This is a genomic window from Streptomyces rectiviolaceus, assembly GCF_039533825.1.
In the GTDB taxonomy this organism is placed as follows: Bacteria; Actinomycetota; Actinomycetes; order Streptomycetales; family Streptomycetaceae; genus Streptomyces; species Streptomyces rectiviolaceus.
Genome location: NZ_BAAAUG010000010.1, coordinates 107,459 through 125,195, shown reverse-complemented (window position 1 = coordinate 125,195; position 17,737 = coordinate 107,459). Strand labels below are relative to the sequence as shown.

The following is a 17,737-nucleotide window of genomic DNA, read 5'->3' as shown; positions in this document are numbered from 1 at the left end:
ACGGGCTCAGTCCGCAGCGGGCAAAGTCCGATCGGCAGGAGCAGCTGGCAGCCGTCGTTGGAGCCAGCCTGTTTCCGTCCGCGGAAACGGCGGTCAGGGGGCGGCGAAGGCTTGCACGGCGGCTGTCATCGCGGCGCGGTGACGCCGGAGTCGCTCAGGGGACCATGGGGCTTCGGGAGCCAGCGATTGCAGGGCGGGTGAGGCGCTGGCCCAGGCAGCGGTCAGCCCGAGAACGAGAGCGAGGTTGTCCGGGGGGCCGATTTCCTTGATGACGGAGCCGCTGTGCTGGGCAGAGGCGATGGCTTCGATCTTGGGGCGGTAGGCGTCCACCTCGGCCGCTGCGGGGTCGGCCGTTCCAGCCGGGCCGCTTGAGCTCGCCATTATTTGACGACAGGCAGGCAATGCGTCCAATGAACTCGTGCAATTCAGAGGGCAGCATGTCCGGTCTGCGGGCGTGAGTGGACGGTTGGGGTCGAACTTCGCCGGTCGGCGGTGTTCTGCTCGTCGAGGTGCAGGACCCGATCCTGGAGATCGAAGGCGTCACCGGAATCCGTCACGGTGACGGCATCATCGCCGTCGACACCCTCGGGCTACCGGTGATGATCACCGTCACACCGGCCGACACCGCCGATCGCGACGCGGCCCGCGAACTCCTCTGGCGACTTCGGGTCATGCAACCCCAGATCACGCAGGTCTGGGCCGACTCCGCCTATGCCGGACAGCTCATCAACTGGTCTGGCGACTTCCTCAACATGACCCTCAGGACCGTGTCCCGGCCGCACGGGGCGAAGGGATTCGTCGTCCTGCCCCGTCGCTGGAAAGTCGAGCGGACTCTGGGCTGGATCAAGAGAGCCCGGCGCAACGTCCGCGACTACGAGCGTCTCCCTCAACACTCCGAAGCCCATCTGACCTGGGCACTCATCACCCTCATGACCCGCAGACTCACCCGCAAAGGGCCTCACACCAACTGGGGGCAGGAAGCCCGCAGCCGTTGATGACGCTTCAGCACCCCTCGCCTCTGGCGGCATGTGACGCCAATGTGTAACGGTGGAACCGAGTCGAGACCGTGGGCTGGCCGCAATAGCCGTGCACCTAGACGCGCCCCCAGACCCCGGGACGGCGATCTCGCAAGACTCGACCGTCTGCACCGGCAAGGACGGTCGCATGTCGCAGAGGCCCGACCGGGGACGCCCGGCCGGGCCTTCCGCGTGTCCAGATGACGCAGGCACCACGGGGTGAGATCAGCAGCCGTCACACCTGACGGCCGGCTACGTCCCCGCCGGGGTCGTCGGCCAGCACAACGGCCGCCGCGATCTTTTTACCCACCGGCTCGCAGTGGACAGCAAAGCTCTGGCAGGCGGCCATGACGATTTCCAAGCCGTGCTGTCCGACCCGGCCTGGGTCGGGCGCCAGGACGGCCGGAAGAGACGTATTGCTGTCCCATACGTTCACCTGGACGGCTCCGCCCTCGATCTCCATCGTCAACAGGCATGGTCCGGGCGCGTATTTGCGGGCGTTGGTCACCAGCTCACTGACCACCAGCTGCACCATTTCCATCGCCCGCTTGGACACCGGCAGTCCGTGAACGGCCTGCACATCGCTCAAGAAGGAGCGGGCCAGATCGCGGGCCTCAGCGATCTCCTCACTGCCCTCGAACGCCGCAGACACCGACAGCCACAGAGCCTGCCGGTCACCAGCCCCTAGATGGTCCATACGGCCCGCTCCCCTGTCCAAACTGCCGCCCCTCATGCGGCCCCTCTACCCCGATAAAACCGCCACAGGCAGCACACCTTCGTGCAATCCGCGCATCCGTAAAGTAAGGCCCAGAGGCGGTCCTGTCTGGACTAAAACGGAACCGTTCCCTCACCCAGGAACGGCACCGAAACGTCCCTCCCGTCGATGGCCTCGGCGATCTCCAGCGGACGGACCCGACGCTCCTGCCCGGTCGGCAGACGCAGACGGACCTGGTCAGCACTCGGCAGCCCCACTGCCAACCAAGTCGGAACACGGTGCAGGATGCCGCCCCACAAACCCGTGTCCGGCAGGAACACGCCCACGTGAGCCTCAACCGGAGCCTGTTGCTCCCCTACGAAGAGTGTGGCGCCGAGGCAGCGCAAGGGAGCAGTCACTCAGCCAGCCTGCACCAGCCGAAACGCCCCACGACCACCGACACGACCGAAACCACCTACCAGCCCGCACACCAGACGGCCGAGGACGCGGTACTCAAACTAAGACACTGACACAGCCAGGCCGCTGGGGCGTGTCGATCCGTACTCCGGCCTACCGCAGGTGCAGTTGGTCCGTGAAGGGCGTGTGAAATTCAGAGGGCGCCCTTGCACTGGGCTCCGCGGGGCTCGTTCACAGGCCATGAGCGATGCCTCGATTCCTCAGCCGCGGACCGAGCCGTCCCCCGCCTACTGGCTCGACTCACCGGTCCTCGAACGAAAAGGCCTGCGCTTCTACGCCCTCGATGACGACGAGCCTCCGCGCCACCCAGGAGGAACGTTTCGCTACCTGATGATCGGTGTGGCCTGCGCCCTGATCGTCGCCGCCCTCGCCCTGACCGTGTCCGCGTGACAAGCCCCCGGGCAGGGTCCGGGGACGGAGGCTCTTCTCTCACCGACTGCCCCCGCATCCTGGCCCGGATGCGCCGCCCGTTCGGCCACGCGACGCTAAGAGGATGGACTCCGCCCCGATAGTCGTGCACCCGCCATCCCGCACCGGGGGACGTCGGGTCACGGCGCGCGGGGAGATTTTCGGCCTCGCCCACTCGGACGCGGACGTGATCGAGTTCCTGCGCCGGGCCGGGCTGCCGGACTCGGAGGGTCTGCTCGATGACCCCGCATGAGTGAAGTGGCGAGGCGGGCGAGCGCACCACTACGAGGCTGCGTAGCCAGGCCGGGCTCCCTACCTGGGGTCGCAATGGGCGACACACAAAGGCCGGGCAGTTCCTGGAACCAGAACAGGGCGCGACCGCTGCGCCCGTCCGGGTCGCGGCGCCGATTACCCGGCCCGTAGTGGCTCTGGGCCTTGGCCATCCATAGGCCCGCATGTTCCCCAAAGCGAGAGCAACGCCTCCCCCGGGCGGCACCGGCCTTGTGCCGATGGGGGAATGTAGTTACGCCCTGCCCGCTTAGGCGCTACGCCGCAGCCTGGGCGGTCCGGGGGCGAGCACGGAGCGCCTGACCCATCGCCCGTTCGATCGAGATCAGAAGGACGACTCGCTCAGGGTCCGGGGCTGGCGTACGCCCGTACCGCTGCCCGTACCGGGCAACCGCGTCTTCGACCACTGCCGCATCGGTGCAGACCTCCGCCACGCCTTCGAGCGTGGCCCACCGACCTCCATCGACCTGGCACACCGCGACTCGTGCCGTATTGCCACCCGCGAGGACGTTGGCGACTTTCCGACTGGATTTGCGGGTGATAACTCGGGCCACCCCTGCGTTGACATCGACCGTCACTCCCACGGGCACAACGTGAGGGCGACCATCAGGACGCAGCGTAGTCAAAGTGCACAGATGGTACTCGGACAAGAACTCCAGGTAGTCATCGGTTTGGCTCAGTATCGCGTTCGACATGACTGGAAGCGTAATAGCGCCAGTTGCCCGAACTGCCCTGAAGTGACCACGACCACACCCAGCCTGAGCAGGCAACTTGCCCGATTCGGGCGCGTATGTCAGAAGTCCTTTAACGGTAAAAGTCTCGGATCGATAACGGACTCAGCTTCAAGTTCCAAGCCTTGAAGAGTCCACGCCAGAACGCAAAACTCCAGCTCAAAACCACTTCTCGGCGCGCCGCAGTCGATTTTGAGCGTTTTGCCAGGTCGTGGTTACCTGTGGGCTACACGAATCGATCATGTTTTTCGCGCCATGCCCTGTCTGAACGGTCACGTACTGTCCAAAGAGTTCCCGGAGGCTCCATCGAGACAGCTCACCGGGTGTCTCATTGCGCGTTCGCGTACGTGACATCGGTGTGGGCGAGACGATCTGGAGGCCAGGCATCCGGGCCCCCTTGAGGGGCTTGGTGGGGCACGCAGGCACGTCCGACTGCGGCCGTATCCGGCACCGGGAACCGGACGTCATCGATACGGGCGCGGTGTCGCCCGGCTCGGGGGAGCCATCACTGCCGCTGGAGGGATTACTCAATGTGGTCAGAAAAGAGTGGTCGGGACGCGGCGGAGCCGACTGTGCCTGCGCAGAGCGGAGCCAGCCGCGGGCGCCTTGGACGTTGGCGTACAGCCGCGAATCGGACCGTGGAGAGGGATCTGCACCGTCTGATTCGGCGTGAGCTTCAAGACCTGGGGATTACTCCCCCGCTCGACGTCGAAGAGCTCTGCCAGGCGCTCAGTCGACGGCGTGGGCGGCCCCTGTACCTGCGAGAGGCTCCGCTGCCGAAGCCGGGGCCTTCGGGGATGTGGGTCGAGTACGAGGACTACGACGTGATCCTCTTTCAGCAGGAGACAACACGCCTGCATCAAGATCACATCAAGCTCCACGAGATAGGGCACATCCTTGTAGCGGAGAACGAAGAGGCCGCCGCACGGGAGAGCGCAGGCGAGACGAAGGCGGAGGCCCCCGCGGTCGATCCAGACGAGGAGACCGCTGTCTTGGTCGAGGGCTGGGCCACCATGTTGCCGGTCTTCCAGCCCGAGACGATCAAGCGCGTTGCGCGCCGATGCTCGTACGAGGACGGCGAGGAGTGCTCCGTCGAACTGGTCGCCACCATCATCTTGGAGTGGTCGTCCGTGTTGGACGGCTCCACTCCGTTGTCGGACGACCCGTCGCTTCGTCGGGTGGAGTCGGCTCTCGGTGACCGGCGAGGATGGCTGTAACCCGTGGAACCGCTACTCCTGGGGCTCGTGGCTGCTCTCGTATGGAAGCTCTACCAGCTGAAGCGATCCCCTCATGACGCTCCCTTGCGTTCTGTCACCCTCTGCTTGGTCTGCGCTGCGCTGTCGTACCCCGTAGCCATGCCTGGGGGCGCGTCCGGCGTCGACACGGTCGCCGGCCACGGGACAGCGAAGCTGATCCAGAACGTGCTGCTGCTTCTGGCCGTCTACTTCCTCATGTGCTTCTACCTGTACTCCTCCGCCGACGAAGAAGCGGGCCGCAGGCGGGCACGCAAGGAAGCCGTCGGGGTCGGGGTCGTGGCGGTTGCCATCACCGTGGCTGCGGAGTCGGTGCCGCACGAGGTCTTCGCCGGCAGCTTCAGTACGGCCGATATGACGATTCCGCAGATCGCCTTCTTCTACGGTGGGGCCGGTCTCTACCTCATGTACGCCCTCGGCATGGCGTGCCGGTGGACTCGCCGCTACGCCCGTATGTCCCGGCGCCCGCACTCCACCGGTCTTTGGATGGCAGCGGTCGGCCTGGGTGCGATGGCACTTGCCTGCGCTGTCCGCGCCGTCATCGTCGCCGTTCGCTGGGCCGACGTAGACGTCCCCGGACCCCTCATGGCAGCCGTGGCCTTCCTCCTGGTGGCATCCATCCTGCTGTTCGCAGCGGGTATCACGTACTCGGGAGCGCGAGCCCGGATCTCCTCCCTGCGGCTCTGGCTCCAGCATCGGCGTGATCACCGTCGGCTCGCCCCGCTGTGGGAGCTGCTGGCGGAGGCATTCCCCCAGAACGTGTTGAGGCCGGCGTCCCCGGCCGCATTGGACCGGTGGCGGGCTCGGGGCGTGCACCGGCGCTACCACCGACGCATCGTGGAGTGCCGTGACGGCCTGGTGGACATCAGCCCGCACCTGCTCACTGAGGACGATGACAGCGCGGTCCTCAGCATCGACTCCACGGAGCTCGCTTCCAGGCTCCATCGAGCCTCGGCCCGGATCGGGCAGGGCGTCCCGGCTCCACGTCGAGCGGTTCCCCTCGCCATGGCACTGGGCAGCGACCGGCAGTCCGATGTGAAACAACTGATTGCGGTGTCCGACGCTCTGCGCGGTGCTGCATGAACCTCAATGACCAAGGAGACGAGATGCTGATCACCGGTAGCCGAGTGCTTGTCGACTCGGGGACCTACCTGGAAGACGGCGCGGTTCTCATCGACGGCGACTCGATCACTGCGGTCGGGCCGCGCGAGCAGATCGAGGCACAGGCTGGCGCCAACGTCCCCCGCTGCGCGTTCGACGGAACCGTTCTGCCGGGGCTGATCGATGCACACGTCCACCTCGCTTTCGATGGCGGGCCTGATCCGGTGTCCACTCTCAAGGACTCGACGGATGAGGTCCTGTTCGAGGACATGCGCCGTCGTGCGGAGCAGCTCCTGCACAGTGGTGTCACCACAGCCCGTGACCTCGGTGACCGGGGTGGGCTGGCTATCCGTCTGGCTACGGAGACCCGTGAGCGTCGAACGCCGGGACCGAGGATCGTGTCCGCGGGCACACCCGCGACCACCGTGGGCGGGCACTGCCATTTCCTCGGCGGCGAGGTCTCCGGTGAAGCCGAGATCCGCGACCTCGTACGTCGCAACCTCGCAGCGGGAGCCGGGGTGATCAAGGCCATGGTCACCGGTGGTGGGCTGACGAAGGACGGCCCCAAGAGCCACCAGTCTCAGTTCACCGCAGAGGAACTGACCGCCCTCGTGGACGAGGCCCACAAGGCAGGTGTCCCCGTCGCGGCCCACGCACACGGTGCCGACGGCATCGCCTCGGCCGTGGAGGCCGGGGTGGACACGATCGAGCACTGCACATGGATGACAGGCGGTGGCCTCGACTTCCGGCCGGACGTAGTGAAGCAGATCATCGACCGGGAAATCACCGTCTGCCCGGCGGTAAGCCCTCACTGGCAGATGCTCCCCCGGATCTTTGGCGAGGAGCGCGCCGCAGCGATGTTCGATCTCGTGAGGCGGATGGCCGACGCGGGCGTACGCCTGGTAGCCGGTACGGACGCGGGTGTGCAGCGCGCGGGCTTCGACGGCCTGGTCTCTGCGCTGTCGTTCTACTCCCACCTGGGCCTGTCGAACGCTTCGATCATCGACATGGCGACGTCCGAAGCGGCCACGGCCCTGGGGCTGGGCTCCGTGACGGGGCGGATCGCTCCGGGCTACCGCGCGGATCTTCTCTTGGTCGACGGGGACCCGCTCGCTGGTCTCGGTGCGCTGAAGGACGTCCGGGCTGTGTTCGCCTCAGGCCTGCGTCACGAGCCCAACACCACGGCGGAGTAGAGGCAGCCGACGGGCTGGGCGGCGGCTGCGGCGGCGGCGGCGGCGGCTGCGGCGGCTCGACACTGGGGCCACAATGTGGCTTATGGGTACTTCCAGCCTGCCCGACGACATCGACGTGTTCATGAACGTCATCGGCCAGAACGTCAAGGCGTCCGGCGGCTTCGTCTTCGAGGAGAAGCAGCTGATCAAGACGGAGATGGAGTACGAACGGGGCCGCTGGTTGCAAGTTTCCCCCTCAGCTCTCCGCGACAAATGTGCTGCGATAGGGCTGTCAGACGCGGAGGCCACTCTGGTCGTCGGGTGGCTGGGCAATGTCCATGAGGGTAAGCACTTGCGCCCTGACAAGGCGCGTCGTGATCACCGCTATCAATGGCCCACGCCCTAAATCAGCCGCGGGCGTCGGGGTCAGCCTTCTTCTCGAACTCGGTCGCGAGATCGTTCAGGATCGAGAGAACGTCGGCCGGCAGCCCCTCCGCGCCGAGACCGCGGGCCCGGACTCGGCCCACCTTCCCGCTCTTGGCGGCCGACATCAGGCGAAGTCCTTCGTAGACCTGACGAGCGACAGCATCGTCAGGCTCGAAGTACAGACGCGTGACGCCCAAGAATTGGGCCAGACCTTCCAAGACGACTGGGGCGGGGGCTTCATCGGTACCCGTTCGAAGGGCCTCGATCTTCTCGGCCGTGGTGACCTGCGACCCCGCGTAACTGTTCACGGCCTCCGCGATCTCTTTGTCTCCCGGTGCCGTCCCCGCCGGGTACGAGCGCTCCAGGAGGAGGGAGATCTTCTCAGCGAGCGTTCGAGGGGGCTCCTCGGCCGCCGCGACGGCGGCAGCCTCGTCCTTCACCTCTTCGCCCCGGGCCTTCGCGAATGAACGCTCCTGCGCTCGCTTCAGCTCGTCCACGGTCACGCCATAAGCATTCGCCAGGTCAGGGAGGTACCTGTCCTTGAGGCGCCGGACCCCTTGTTCCGCGCCGGCCACTGGGCCGTCGCTCTTGGTGCCGATGACCGCTGCCATCTCGTACCGGTAGAGACCCGCGTCGCATCGTAGGTCGGTGAGGTCGGGCAAGCCGTCGCGCGGGAACAGTTCATCCAACGGCTGCTGGAGCACCCCGGCGAGGGCAGGCAGCTTCTCCTGGTCCGGGGCGCTGGAGCCCAACTCCCACCCCGCGACCGTCGAGTCCGCAGAGCTGGTGGCAGATGCCACGTCAGACTGCGAGATCTCGGCGGCTCGACGTACCGCGCGCACACGGGCTCTATCGAAGCGTCGGGCTGGCATCAGACCTCGTTTTTTGGATGAACCGAGGAAACCTCGGACTGTTGACTTTTCGTGGGAACCGGGATAGCTTCAGTTTATCGAAAAACGAGGGCGTTCGCACCCCCTCTGCTTTCGCCCACCAGGTCGACCCCCCACCCGGAGACCGGCCCGGTGGAGAGGAGAAGTCGCGCACGACTCGTGCGCGCTCTTCCCCTCAAAACGCCATCGGCGCCCGAGAGTTCGCACCCCTCGGACGCCAGACAGCTCGTGATCCGCTGCCCCTGAGGGGCGCAAGATCACTCGCACGGCCGCTCCGCTGTCCTTTCGCACGGCACTACGGAGCGGCGTACCACATAGAGGAGTCTCGCATGTCCCCTACTGCGGACTGCAACCCGAAGCCGGAGAGCACTCCGGGACCGGCTGAACGGCTGGCTGCACAGCTGGCGTCCATGCTGCCCGGGGCCGCCGTCGTACAGGTTCGTCTCCAGGGCCCTCGGACGCTCTGGCCCCACCTGGGGCTCACCGCCGTGAACGACCGCGGACACACCCTTCGTGTTCCTCGGGCAAAGGCACTGACGATCGCGCGGTGGATCATCCGCTCGTTCCCTCACGCCGGATGGGCAGCCACGGGCCATGCGTTCGACCTGCGGACGGCTCGGCTGCATGGGCTGGAAGCATGATGCCGGTCGTGGCGCAGGCGAGCGGAGGCCCGACTGCCCTCGGCCCCTCCGAGTTGCAGGGTCTCGCCGCCGTGATGCGCCTGCTCGCACAAGTTGGCGACGTCGACGCACTGCTGAGCAACCACCCTTCTGAGCCCCACGATAACCGTCTCCACATCGGATACAGCGAAGCCGCCGAGCGACTGAACATTCCGGAGAAGTGGCTGCGAGAGCGAATCTCCACGCTCCCCCATCGAAAGTTCGGAAAGTTCGTGCAATTCGCAGAAGAAGACCTTCGCGCGATCTCCGACATGCACTTCGTCAACCCGGGCATGGCGGATAGGAAGGAGCACGAGTCGGCAGTCATGTCGCTCCAGCCTTCCAAGCGGTCGCGCAAGCGCTTCTGACTCTTCCTCCTGCGTTCGAGCGGAACTGCGTCGAGCGCCGTGAACATCGTGAGACGAAATGAGCACTGACATATCCAGTCTCGTCGAGGCTGCTTTTCAGGGAGACTGGTCTCCTCTCATCGAGGAGTCTAGGAATGCTCCTGGGAAGCACTGGGCTGAAGAAGCCCGGTGCGCAAACCAAGACATTAACCTCTTCGTGCCGCTCGGTGACGGTCCACGCGAGGACCCCGAGATCGTGAAGCACAAGCTGGGCGTCTCCCTCAATCGGCCACGCAATCTCTGTGCATCCTGTCCGCTGTCGGTGGCTGCCCGGTGTCTGGTCGAATCCCTCCGGGACGACGACGAGTTCGGTATCCGTGCGGGGCTGCTCGCCTCGGAACGGTCCGCGCTGCGTGCTGCATGGCAGGGCCGTGTGAACGAAGAAGCCGTCCAAGCGGCCCTGCATGGATCTACCACCGTGCTGAGCAGGCTGGAGCGGAACGCGGTTATCGCTCGATTCACGGGAGAACCATCGTTCGAACCCGCCACTGTGGCCCGTGGGCTCGGGGTGACGCACGAATACCTATTGAAGCTCGTGCGACGTCATCGCCAGAAATCCCAGTCGGTGTCGGCCGCGTCTTCCTCTGTTCATAGCGCTGACGCTGCCTGATACGCCCCAAAGGGCAACGAATCTTCACGCAAGGCCGTCCTTGCGATTCCGGGAGTTCTCCCATGTCTCGAAATGATCCTGCGGCTTCGCCTTGCTCAAATCTGGTTGATGCGATCCGTGAAATTGCGCCCACGACGGTTTTGGCCCGCGTGTATCCCGTGAGCCGGTCTGTTACCCATCTCTTCGAATCGGACTTCTACCGCATGCTCATCGACCGCCAGACCGAAGAGAGAGTGGCACGCCTTATCAGGCAGGGGTTCGGACGTGCGGCTGACTGGCGCCGCGCACATGATTTCTACCTGCCCGCTGGGGCGCTGTATCTCACTCCCGAACCACACCGGATCGGGTACGTCCCGGAGGACGATTACTCATTTGGCCTTGCGCCTGCACGCCTCATAGCAATATCCGGCGGGAAAGACTGATGAGCCACATAGCCACCGAACTGGTCTGGTCGGAATCTAAGTCATGCAGGGGTTCACGCCTCGTCATGCTCGCACTTGCCCGTGAGGCAGACGATAAGGGCAGGGCCACGCTGACCCTCGAGGATATATCCGGCCTCACTCGCCTCACCGCGCGCTCGGTAACAAAGTGCCTCGGAGAGCTAGCGGCGCTCGGTGAACTCAGCCACGAACGCGGAGGGGGCGCCTCGAACCCCAACAGCTACTCGATACTCCTGTTCAGCATGGGCACCGAGGCCCCGGACGATTCAGAGAAGGAACTTCCGACTCCGTCTCCCGAAGCGCCAGGAGAGGGAACAAGTTTCCAGGAAATCTCTTCCCAGAATTACCCTTCGGCGGCGGCAAGTGGGAAGTTTCTGCACGGCGATTCAGAAGTTTCTTCCTCGCGCACGCGTGGTGGTAATACTCCCTACGGGAGTATTACCACCACCACAGAGCAAGCTAGCTTGCTTGGGTCGAGCCGAGAGAACCGCGCAGCCAATCATGATCCGGTCAAAGTCCCAGATAGCGCCAAGGATCTGGTAACAGCCATAACCAGTGCCGGAATGCTCGTCGGCTGGCGGCTGACCGAATCAGAATGGGATCGGGTAACAGCTCTCGCGGCCCGTTGGGGACATGAACGGTTGGTCGAGATGGTCGCGCGGCGGTGGAACGCCGACCGGCCCCCGCAGTCGGCCCGCTACCTGCTCCGCATCTGGGCGGACCTCCCGTCGCACGCCCCCGCAGCGAAACCCCAAGGCAACGTCGTTCCCCTGCGTCGGCAGCCCGGAGGCTGGGCTTCATTCCAGAACACAGCCGAGCCCAGCGCTTACCAGAACGGATTTTGATCATGGCAGAGCCGGAACGCGCGGGCAGCGCCAAGTCAATGCGCTCCATGGAACGAATACTCGCTGCGAAAGGAATTCAGGTCGTGCCCGACAGCTCTGCCGATGAGTCACCGCAAGAAAACCCGGGAGACCGCGAATGGCACCGCCGCGCTCGCGCCGAGTACGCGCTGAATCGCTGGCGTGCCGCCACCCCTCCCCGGTTCAGCGACGCTGAAGCAACGATGCCGGAGGTCACCGATTGGGCCGATCGCGCGTTCTCGGACAACGCTGCCGCTGGCGCCCTCCTCCTCACCGGCCTCACAGGGACGGGCAAGACCCACCAGGCTTACGGAGCGCTGCGGAGGATCGCGGCTGGCGGTCCGGACCGGTTCGAGCTGATTGCCGTGAACTCGGCAGACATGTACGGAATCCTGCGGCCCTCACAGGTCATGGGTGCTGCGGAACGAGAGCTGCGAAAGCTCAGCGAAGTGCAGTACCTGTTTCTTGACGATCTCGGCACGGCGAAGACCTCGGAATGGACCGAGGAGGTGACGTATCGGCTCATCAATTACAGGTACAACCACTGCCTGCCGACGATCATCACGTCGAACCTGCCTGCCCGGAATGAGAACGGGCCGGACCTGACCGACTTCGTCGGCGCTCGTGTGGCAAGTCGCCTGGCCGAGATGGTGACCAGCCTCGTGCCGATGATCGGTGCTGACCGGCGGCGCGGCGGGAGAGCAGCCTGATGCCCGTTCGTCTTCGTGGAGCGTCCCGAGACGCCGCACCCTTGTCCACAGCCTGTGCATACGTCGGCCCCCGGAGCCCGTACGCGAATTTCTTCAAGGCGGGAGACCGCGCTCCGTCTCCGCTCGGCCCGCCAATGGACGCGGCGGAAGCCGTGGACCTCTTCGCCGCCACGCTCCGAGGGCCGGTGGGTCGCTGCTACGCCGCCCGGTTCGCCCGAGCTTTGCGCGGCTTCGACTTGATGTGCACGTGCCCCCTCGACGTGCCGTGCCACGCGGATGTCCTTCTCCGCCTCGCCAACGAAACCGGCGATGGCGACACGATCCGCACCTGCTACTCCCTGGAAGGCCCCCGATGAGTCACCCGATCATGTCCGCTGCGGCCAAGCACCTCGCGACCGCCGAGGAGCGGCGCACGGCCGCGCGAGAGAACGCCTTCCGCACCTGGGGGCCGAGGTCCATCACGGCGGCGACGAAGTACGCGCGCCGCCTCCTGGGCGATGAAGCGGTCACGCTCGACTGGGAGGTCCTGGGGCTCCTCTCCTTTGAGGAACACCTGCAAGCCTTTGCTTCGCTCGACACCGTCGGAGGCCAGCATCTGGAGCTGTACTACACCGACCAAGGCCGTACGGAACGCATCCTGCTACGGGTGTCATGCGTGAGCTGCCCCAGTCAGCATGTGCACGAGGTGACGTCCCTGGAACAGCTCGGACAGTTGCTTTCCCAGACCCCCGCCTGGCAGTCCATCAACCCGCGCGACGGAGGAGACCTCTGATGTCTCGCGCGCACATAACGTCGACGGCGACCGAACCGCAGGCCGGTTACAGCCTTCGCGGTATGACGGCCTGGGACCGCTCCGCGATCATTCTGCTCGGCGCGGCCGGCTTCGCCTTCTCCTATGACGCGCTGCGGCAGATCGCCACTGCGATTCATGCGCGGGAGACGTTGAGCTACCTATTTCCCGTGTTCATCGACGGGTTCATTGCGTACGGCGTTCGAGCGATCGTGCTCCTGCGTCACCAGCACTTCGGCGCTCGGTTGTACGCCTGGTTTCTCTTCCTCGCAGCCACCGGGGCGAGTCTCGGCGCGAACGCCCTGCACGCCATCACGCTGAACCACGGTCCGCAGGCCGGACGGTCCGCACTGCACCTCACGGACAGCGTTGTCGGCGTGCTGTCGACGCTCGCGCCGCTGGCACTGGCCGGCTCCGTACACCTCTACATCCTGATGGCGCGGACCGCCGAATTGTCCGTCCGGGACGGCTCGGCCAGCGGTCCGGGACCGGTCCACCGAGACGCCACGCCGCTCGACAGCATCGCGGTCCTGCCGAAGCCTCACCCGCTGGAGACGACCGAAACGCGAAGCGTCGCGGCTCGTCCGTCCGCAACGGACAACCCTGTTGGCTCCCCCGTGGACCTGCGGAAACACAGGGCCGCCGAGACTGTGAAGCCTCGTGTGGACGAGCCGAGTACAGGCGCGCCCGCGGGTGCGGACGGCGCGGGTGCGGAGGCGGACCAGGCGGACGGACCGGCTGCCGCCCTCGCGGACCGCGGTGCAGCTACGCCGCCCCCCGCGGCTGCTGAGTCCTCCGTCCCAGAGCTGGTCCGCACCCATGCGGACGGCGAAACATCCCCCGCCCCGGACGGCGCCGAGTTCCCGCAGGACCGGGAGGCTGACGACGAGTGGCTGGAGGACCTGCTGCCGATCGCACGAGCCGCTTCTGAGAAGGCCGGACGGATCAGCCGAGACGCAGTCAAGGAAGCCGTCCGCGCGCGTCAAGGGATCAGCAACGACCGACTTGGCATCCTCCTGGCCCGGCTGAAGGAAGAGGAGGACGAGGCCGCGAAGACTCCCGCCTCTGCCTCTAGCGCCCTCTGGTGATCTCATCTCATGGAGTGCCCATGGCCTCTGCCGCGTCCCGCCGCAGAGGCCATGGACTGTCCGCTTGATCAGGAAGGGAAGACCATGTGGCGACGCCGACAGAACCCCTCGGAGAACGCCGTCCGTCCCGACGCCGTACAAGCAGCGACCGCGCTCGCGCACCACCTCCAGAACGGCGGCGACCTTGCGCCGGTCCAGGTGGCGGATCTTCCCCTCGCAGACGGGGAGATCGCCTATGCGGACGTGACGTGCTCGGTCGCCCGTTTCTACGGAAGCGACATCGTCTATCCGCGACCGGCCGGGTACTTCGAGGACCACCCGGCCTTCGGCCGGCGCTTGGTCCCGAACCACCGGCTCGACGCGCGGCGGCGCCAACAGGCGGAAGCTGCCGCTAATCCGCAGTGGCGCGATCACACCCCGGCTCGGGTCGTCCTGACCTCCACCGGAGTACGGCTCAGGCCGTCCGGGTCGCCGACCTGGATGCCGTTCGACCACGCCCTCCTGTCCGGGGTCACGGCGGGACAGCCTGAAGTCGTGCTCTCGTACAGCGTGTGTGCCCCGCTGCTCCTCTCCGGCCAGCCCGCGCCGTGGCTCGGCGTAGCGATCGAGCACCTGCGCCACTCCGCCTGCTAAAGGCCGAACCGTTTGAAATAGCCTCGCCACCACAGAAGTCGGAACCTAATTCTAGGAATTAGGTTCCGACTTTTTGCTGATTCGAGTTGTCCGCGGACTCCTGCAAGGATTCAGACACGGCCAACGCCACAAGGTGATTCGTGGTCGACGGAGGTTCCTTTATCGGACCTCTCCTTTGCTGAGAGAAGGGGTTGATGGCCTTGATATGAGTGACGGCTTCAGCCGCGAACTTCCTTTTCTCCACGGCCCTTCCTCGAATTCTCCGGCAGACGCCGGTAACAGCCGCAGGAGTAGTACCCCCTCCTGCGAAGGGGTGTTGCGGTCCCTCCACGCCGGGGGCCGCAACACCCGCCCCCCTCGCCGCGAACTCCCCTGCCCGCCGAATCGCCGACGCAGCTGCGCGCTGTCCTCGACAGACGGGACGTTCCTCGCAGGCGCAGTCGCGGCAGCTCGACCACCTCATGAAACCGACTTCCGTAAGGAGCAACTCCGTGTTGTCTTCCGGCTTCTTCAAGCGCGCCCTGCCCATCGCCCTGGGGGGCGCGCTTGCCGCCACCGCACTCTCCACCGCCCCCGCGTCCGCGAGCTCCGGCTGGTGGGCCTCCAGCGGCAACGGCGCCCAGGGCTACTACAACCACGTCAGCGACAAGGTCACCGCATGTGACGTCAAGACGGACGGCCGCAAGGCAGTAGTCCAGATCCTCGCGAACGACGGCCGTCTGCTCACCACAGTCAAGGACTCCTACAACAACGGCAGTTGCTCCTGGAAGACCCCGACCCTCTTTCAGGGCACGCACAAGATCAGGGTCTGCGTGGCGAAGGGCAAAGCCCGCCCGGTCAAGTGCAGTGCGGCCCACACGTTCGACGTCTGACCTCTCCCCTCCCCCTGTGCAAGATTGTGGTTCCCGCATGTCTCGTTACGACCAGTCCATACCTATATCGGCAGTAATAGTTGTAGCGGCTTCCGTCGCCGCTCTGTCTACCGGATGCTCCAGCTCAGCAAACGGCCCATACAAGCCCGCGGCTGCACAACCGCACTCCGTCTCGGCAGGCATCACCGAGACGGACTCGCCGAGCGCGACAAGCCCTGCGTCGCCCGCAAGTACCGCCTTGCCGAAGGACGTTGAGCACGCAGCGCGGGCCTTCACCACTGCATACGCCCAGCATGACGCCCGTGACGGCAAGGACAGCTCGTACGCCGATGCCGGTGCTCGGGCGGCCCGGCTCGCAGCAGGTGAACTGGCGGGCGTCCTCGCCCAGAAGCGGCCGAGTCAGGACGCTGCATGGGCCGCGCTGCGGGCCGAGAAGGCCCGGCAGACAGTCAAGATCACGTCGGCAGTAGTCCCCGACGGCGCACCGGCCGTGACCAAGTCCTCCGCCTTGGTTCGAGTGGGCTACACGCTCACGACGACGCCGAAGGCCGGACACGCGGACCGCAGCAACGAACAGCTCGCTCTCCGTCTTGAGCAGACCCCCGACGGTTGGCGCGTCACCGCCCTGCCGTGGGCGTGACGGGGCCGCGATGAACAAGGGCACACAAGTTGGCCTGGGACTCTTCACGGCTGGCGTCGTCTCGGGTCTCGCTTTGCTGACTACGTTCGGCGGAGCCGACAGTGCCTCCGCGCAGGAGACCGGCCCCGGCGGCGGCATCACGACGGACGCTCCTGTTCCCGGTTGGGTTCGCGAACTCATCAACAAGCACGCGGGCGAGTGTCCGCAGGTCACGGCCTCGCTCCTGGCGGCTCAGCTCTACACCGAGTCCAACTTCAACTCCGGGGCGAAGTCACCCGTCGGCGCCGTCGGTATCGCACAGTTCATGCCCGCGACCTGGGCCCAGCATGGCGTGGATGGCGACGGAGACGGAACCAAGGACATCCTCAACCCGGCCGACGCCATCGCTGCGCAGGCGAAGTACGACTGCACGCTGGCCAAGGAGGTCAAGAGCGTGTCGGGGGACTCCACGGACAACATGCTCGCCGCGTACAACGCGGGTGGCGGCCCGGTGATCAAGTACGGCGGCATTCCCCCGTACCCCGAGACGCGCGACTACGTACGGAACATCCGCCAACTGGCGGCGAAGTGGGCCGACGCCGTCAAGCCCGACGCCCCGGCCGGCAAGGGCGCCGCCCGCGTGGTCTCCGCCGCGAAGACAGCCCTTGGGACTTGGTACCAGTGGGGTGGTGACTGCGCATCGCCCTACAAGGGGCAGAGCGGATGCGACTGCTCCTCGCTCACCAAGATGGCCTGGGCTTCGGCTGGCGTGAATTTGCCCCGTACCACCTACGACCAGGTCCGTTCCGGGACCGCGGTCAAGAGTGCCTCCCAACTCAGGCCTGGCGACCTGCTGTTCAGCGAGCCCGGTACCTCCGGGCCGGAGCACGTCGGGATGTACATCGGCAACTCGCAGGTCATCGACGCACCTCATACCGGCGCCCAGGTGCGCATCCAGTCACTCCGGGTCTGGAAACCGCAGATCATCGCGATGCGGCATGTCGGCTAATCCCCGTAAATCACTACATTCCACATCTAAAGCACTAAGGGGCTGAACATGCACAATCTCCTGTCTGCCGCTGCCGATCCCTCCCTGCACTCGACCCTTGCCGCCGGGGCCGACGTCGTGTCCGGCGTTAAGCCGGACTGGGGCCCCTTCGGGAAGCTGGGAACGACGGCGAAGGTGATCCTCGGCGTCATTGCGGCCGTCGTGCTCGTAGTCGGCGGCGGGGCGTTCCTCGCGGGAGTCGGCAAGAGCAAGGGGTGGTTCGGTGAGGGCCACAGCACGATGGACAGCTCGCGCGGCAAGGGCATGATGGTCGGCGGTCTGACGGCTGTCTTCCTCGTGGCGTCCTTCGGCACGATCTTCGCCATCACGTACGGCATGGGTGTGTGACCCATGGCGTTTCGACCTCGAAGGAGGAACGATTCCTCCGCGAAGGCGGCCGGAGCACGCAAGCCGTCGGCGAAGCTCTGGGGCATCGCCGCCGGTGGGGCAGCGGTCGTAACCGCGGCCGGGGTGATCGTCAGCCTGGCGACAGGCAGCCCGCCCACCCCCGCCCCCGCCGCGTCAGCACCTGCCCACTCCGC

General features: G+C 65.9%; 23 protein-coding genes. 18 read left to right on the top strand and 5 right to left on the bottom strand.

What is annotated here, in order from left to right; all coding sequences use genetic code 11:
* Positions 1 to 93: 93 nt before the first annotated feature.
* Complete coding sequence (locus tag ABD378_RS02045) at positions 94 to 381, bottom strand: hypothetical protein (RefSeq protein ID WP_344518523.1); 288 nt, start codon at positions 379 to 381, stop codon at positions 94 to 96.
* A gap of 128 nt (positions 382 to 509) precedes the next feature.
* Here ABD378_RS02045 and ABD378_RS02040 point away from each other — a divergent pair, with 128 nt between their 5' ends.
* Positions 510 to 995: a transposase gene (locus ABD378_RS02040; RefSeq protein WP_386544504.1), complete on the top strand. Its 486-nt coding sequence runs from the start codon at positions 510 to 512 to the stop codon at positions 993 to 995.
* 256 nt (positions 996 to 1,251) lie between these two features.
* Here the strand turns inward: ABD378_RS02040 and ABD378_RS02035 are convergent, their stop codons facing one another.
* Together ABD378_RS02035 and ABD378_RS02030 are read right to left on the bottom strand one after the other, a co-directional pair.
* Positions 1,252 to 1,713, bottom strand: coding sequence for an ATP-binding protein (locus tag ABD378_RS02035; RefSeq protein ID WP_344518522.1), 462 nt, complete (start codon positions 1,711 to 1,713; stop codon positions 1,252 to 1,254).
* A gap of 131 nt (positions 1,714 to 1,844) precedes the next feature.
* Entirely contained in the window at positions 1,845 to 2,057 is a 213-nt protein-coding gene (locus ABD378_RS02030) for a hypothetical protein (RefSeq protein ID WP_344518521.1), read from the bottom strand.
* A gap of 310 nt (positions 2,058 to 2,367) precedes the next feature.
* Here ABD378_RS02030 and ABD378_RS02025 point away from each other — a divergent pair, with 310 nt between their 5' ends.
* Positions 2,368 to 2,577, top strand: coding sequence for a hypothetical protein (locus ABD378_RS02025; RefSeq protein ID WP_344518520.1), 210 nt, complete (start codon positions 2,368 to 2,370; stop codon positions 2,575 to 2,577).
* A gap of 103 nt (positions 2,578 to 2,680) precedes the next feature.
* Entirely contained in the window at positions 2,681 to 2,848 is a 168-nt protein-coding gene (locus ABD378_RS02020) for a hypothetical protein (protein ID WP_344518519.1), read from the top strand.
* A gap of 292 nt (positions 2,849 to 3,140) precedes the next feature.
* Here ABD378_RS02020 and ABD378_RS02015 read toward each other — a convergent pair whose 3' ends face one another.
* A complete protein-coding gene (locus tag ABD378_RS02015; protein WP_344518518.1) occupies positions 3,141 to 3,578 on the bottom strand; it encodes a pyridoxamine 5'-phosphate oxidase family protein in 438 nt (145 codons plus the stop codon).
* A 674-nt stretch (positions 3,579 to 4,252) separates the two neighbouring features.
* Here ABD378_RS02015 and ABD378_RS02010 point away from each other — a divergent pair.
* The 4 genes from ABD378_RS02010 to ABD378_RS01995 all read left to right on the top strand — a co-directional run bounded on the left by ABD378_RS02010 (position 4,253) and on the right by ABD378_RS01995 (position 7,546).
* Positions 4,253 to 4,831 (top strand): hypothetical protein, encoded by a 579-nt coding sequence (locus ABD378_RS02010; protein ID WP_344518516.1) that lies wholly within the window; start codon positions 4,253 to 4,255, stop codon positions 4,829 to 4,831.
* A gap of 3 nt (positions 4,832 to 4,834) precedes the next feature.
* Positions 4,835 to 5,950 carry an MAB_1171c family putative transporter gene (locus tag ABD378_RS02005; protein ID WP_344518515.1) on the top strand — a complete coding sequence of 372 codons (1,116 nt, stop codon included), beginning with the start codon at positions 4,835 to 4,837 and terminating at the stop codon, positions 5,948 to 5,950.
* Between the two features lie 23 nt (positions 5,951 to 5,973).
* The gene (locus ABD378_RS02000) at positions 5,974 to 7,161 is read left to right on the top strand and encodes an amidohydrolase family protein (protein ID WP_344518514.1); all 1,188 of its coding nucleotides are present in this window, start codon (positions 5,974 to 5,976) and stop codon (positions 7,159 to 7,161) included.
* An 82-nt stretch (positions 7,162 to 7,243) separates the two neighbouring features.
* Positions 7,244 to 7,546, top strand: coding sequence for a hypothetical protein (locus ABD378_RS01995; RefSeq protein WP_344518512.1), 303 nt, complete (start codon positions 7,244 to 7,246; stop codon positions 7,544 to 7,546).
* A gap of 1 nt (position 7,547) precedes the next feature.
* Here ABD378_RS01995 and ABD378_RS01990 read toward each other — a convergent pair whose 3' ends face one another.
* The gene (locus tag ABD378_RS01990) at positions 7,548 to 8,438 is read right to left on the bottom strand and encodes a helix-turn-helix domain-containing protein (protein ID WP_344518511.1); all 891 of its coding nucleotides are present in this window, start codon (positions 8,436 to 8,438) and stop codon (positions 7,548 to 7,550) included.
* 667 nt (positions 8,439 to 9,105) lie between these two features.
* On the opposite strand from ABD378_RS01990, the gene ABD378_RS01985 reads away from it, so the two are divergent.
* From ABD378_RS01985 to ABD378_RS01935, 11 genes are all read left to right on the top strand, one after another.
* Positions 9,106 to 9,483, top strand: coding sequence for a hypothetical protein (locus tag ABD378_RS01985; RefSeq protein WP_344518510.1), 378 nt, complete (start codon positions 9,106 to 9,108; stop codon positions 9,481 to 9,483).
* Positions 9,484 to 9,541: 58 nt separating this feature from the next.
* Positions 9,542 to 10,132 carry a WhiB family transcriptional regulator gene (locus tag ABD378_RS01980; RefSeq protein WP_344518508.1) on the top strand — a complete coding sequence of 197 codons (591 nt, stop codon included), beginning with the start codon at positions 9,542 to 9,544 and terminating at the stop codon, positions 10,130 to 10,132.
* 1,287 nt (positions 10,133 to 11,419) lie between these two features.
* Entirely contained in the window at positions 11,420 to 12,145 is a 726-nt protein-coding gene (locus ABD378_RS01975; protein WP_344518507.1) for an ATP-binding protein, read from the top strand.
* The gene (locus ABD378_RS01970) at positions 12,145 to 12,501 is read left to right on the top strand and encodes a DUF4326 domain-containing protein (RefSeq protein WP_344518506.1); all 357 of its coding nucleotides are present in this window, start codon (positions 12,145 to 12,147) and stop codon (positions 12,499 to 12,501) included. Before ABD378_RS01975 ends, ABD378_RS01970 begins: the two co-directional genes overlap by 1 nt.
* Positions 12,498 to 12,917, top strand: coding sequence for a DUF6195 family protein (locus tag ABD378_RS01965; RefSeq protein ID WP_344518505.1), 420 nt, complete (start codon positions 12,498 to 12,500; stop codon positions 12,915 to 12,917). The genes ABD378_RS01970 and ABD378_RS01965 overlap by 4 nt, the downstream gene beginning before the upstream one ends.
* A gap of 62 nt (positions 12,918 to 12,979) precedes the next feature.
* Positions 12,980 to 14,023, top strand: coding sequence for a DUF2637 domain-containing protein (locus tag ABD378_RS01960; RefSeq protein ID WP_344518504.1), 1,044 nt, complete (start codon positions 12,980 to 12,982; stop codon positions 14,021 to 14,023).
* 84 nt (positions 14,024 to 14,107) lie between these two features.
* Positions 14,108 to 14,656 carry a hypothetical protein gene (locus ABD378_RS01955; protein ID WP_344518503.1) on the top strand — a complete coding sequence of 183 codons (549 nt, stop codon included), beginning with the start codon at positions 14,108 to 14,110 and terminating at the stop codon, positions 14,654 to 14,656.
* 491 nt (positions 14,657 to 15,147) lie between these two features.
* On the top strand, positions 15,148 to 15,528 hold the full coding sequence (locus ABD378_RS01950) for a hypothetical protein (RefSeq protein WP_344518502.1): 381 nt from the start codon (positions 15,148 to 15,150) through the stop codon (positions 15,526 to 15,528).
* A gap of 238 nt (positions 15,529 to 15,766) precedes the next feature.
* Positions 15,767 to 16,168 carry a hypothetical protein gene (locus ABD378_RS01945; RefSeq protein WP_344518501.1) on the top strand — a complete coding sequence of 134 codons (402 nt, stop codon included), beginning with the start codon at positions 15,767 to 15,769 and terminating at the stop codon, positions 16,166 to 16,168.
* A 73-nt stretch (positions 16,169 to 16,241) separates the two neighbouring features.
* Positions 16,242 to 17,156, top strand: a complete 915-nt coding sequence (locus tag ABD378_RS01940; protein WP_344518500.1) for a bifunctional lytic transglycosylase/C40 family peptidase — start codon at positions 16,242 to 16,244, stop codon at positions 17,154 to 17,156.
* Positions 17,157 to 17,204: 48 nt separating this feature from the next.
* Complete coding sequence (locus tag ABD378_RS01935) at positions 17,205 to 17,543, top strand: hypothetical protein (protein WP_344518499.1); 339 nt, start codon at positions 17,205 to 17,207, stop codon at positions 17,541 to 17,543.
* The last annotated feature ends 194 nt before the right edge of the window (positions 17,544 to 17,737 follow it).

Excerpts from the sequence above, each read along its gene's own strand:
- ABD378_RS01960 (WP_344518504.1), top strand. The coding sequence starts at position 12,980 with ATGACGGCCTGGGACCGCTCCGCGATCATTCTGCTCGGCGCGGCCGGC.
- ABD378_RS01990 (WP_344518511.1), bottom strand. The coding sequence starts at position 8,438 with ATGCCAGCCCGACGCTTCGATAGAGCCCGTGTGCGCGCGGTACGTCGA.
- ABD378_RS02015 (WP_344518518.1), bottom strand. The coding sequence starts at position 3,578 with ATGTCGAACGCGATACTGAGCCAAACCGATGACTACCTGGAGTTCTTG.
- ABD378_RS01995 (WP_344518512.1), top strand. The coding sequence starts at position 7,244 with ATGGGTACTTCCAGCCTGCCCGACGACATCGACGTGTTCATGAACGTC.
- ABD378_RS02020 (WP_344518519.1), top strand. The coding sequence starts at position 2,681 with ATGGACTCCGCCCCGATAGTCGTGCACCCGCCATCCCGCACCGGGGGA.
- ABD378_RS01965 (WP_344518505.1), top strand. The coding sequence starts at position 12,498 with ATGAGTCACCCGATCATGTCCGCTGCGGCCAAGCACCTCGCGACCGCC.
- ABD378_RS02035 (WP_344518522.1), bottom strand. The coding sequence starts at position 1,713 with ATGGACCATCTAGGGGCTGGTGACCGGCAGGCTCTGTGGCTGTCGGTG.
- ABD378_RS02000 (WP_344518514.1), top strand. The coding sequence starts at position 5,974 with ATGCTGATCACCGGTAGCCGAGTGCTTGTCGACTCGGGGACCTACCTG.
- ABD378_RS01935 (WP_344518499.1), top strand. The coding sequence starts at position 17,205 with ATGCACAATCTCCTGTCTGCCGCTGCCGATCCCTCCCTGCACTCGACC.
- ABD378_RS01975 (WP_344518507.1), top strand. The coding sequence starts at position 11,420 with ATGGCAGAGCCGGAACGCGCGGGCAGCGCCAAGTCAATGCGCTCCATG.
- ABD378_RS01970 (WP_344518506.1), top strand. The coding sequence starts at position 12,145 with ATGCCCGTTCGTCTTCGTGGAGCGTCCCGAGACGCCGCACCCTTGTCC.
- ABD378_RS02025 (WP_344518520.1), top strand. The coding sequence starts at position 2,368 with ATGAGCGATGCCTCGATTCCTCAGCCGCGGACCGAGCCGTCCCCCGCC.
- ABD378_RS01955 (WP_344518503.1), top strand. The coding sequence starts at position 14,108 with ATGTGGCGACGCCGACAGAACCCCTCGGAGAACGCCGTCCGTCCCGAC.
- ABD378_RS02045 (WP_344518523.1), bottom strand. The coding sequence starts at position 381 with ATGGCGAGCTCAAGCGGCCCGGCTGGAACGGCCGACCCCGCAGCGGCC.
- ABD378_RS01980 (WP_344518508.1), top strand. The coding sequence starts at position 9,542 with ATGAGCACTGACATATCCAGTCTCGTCGAGGCTGCTTTTCAGGGAGAC.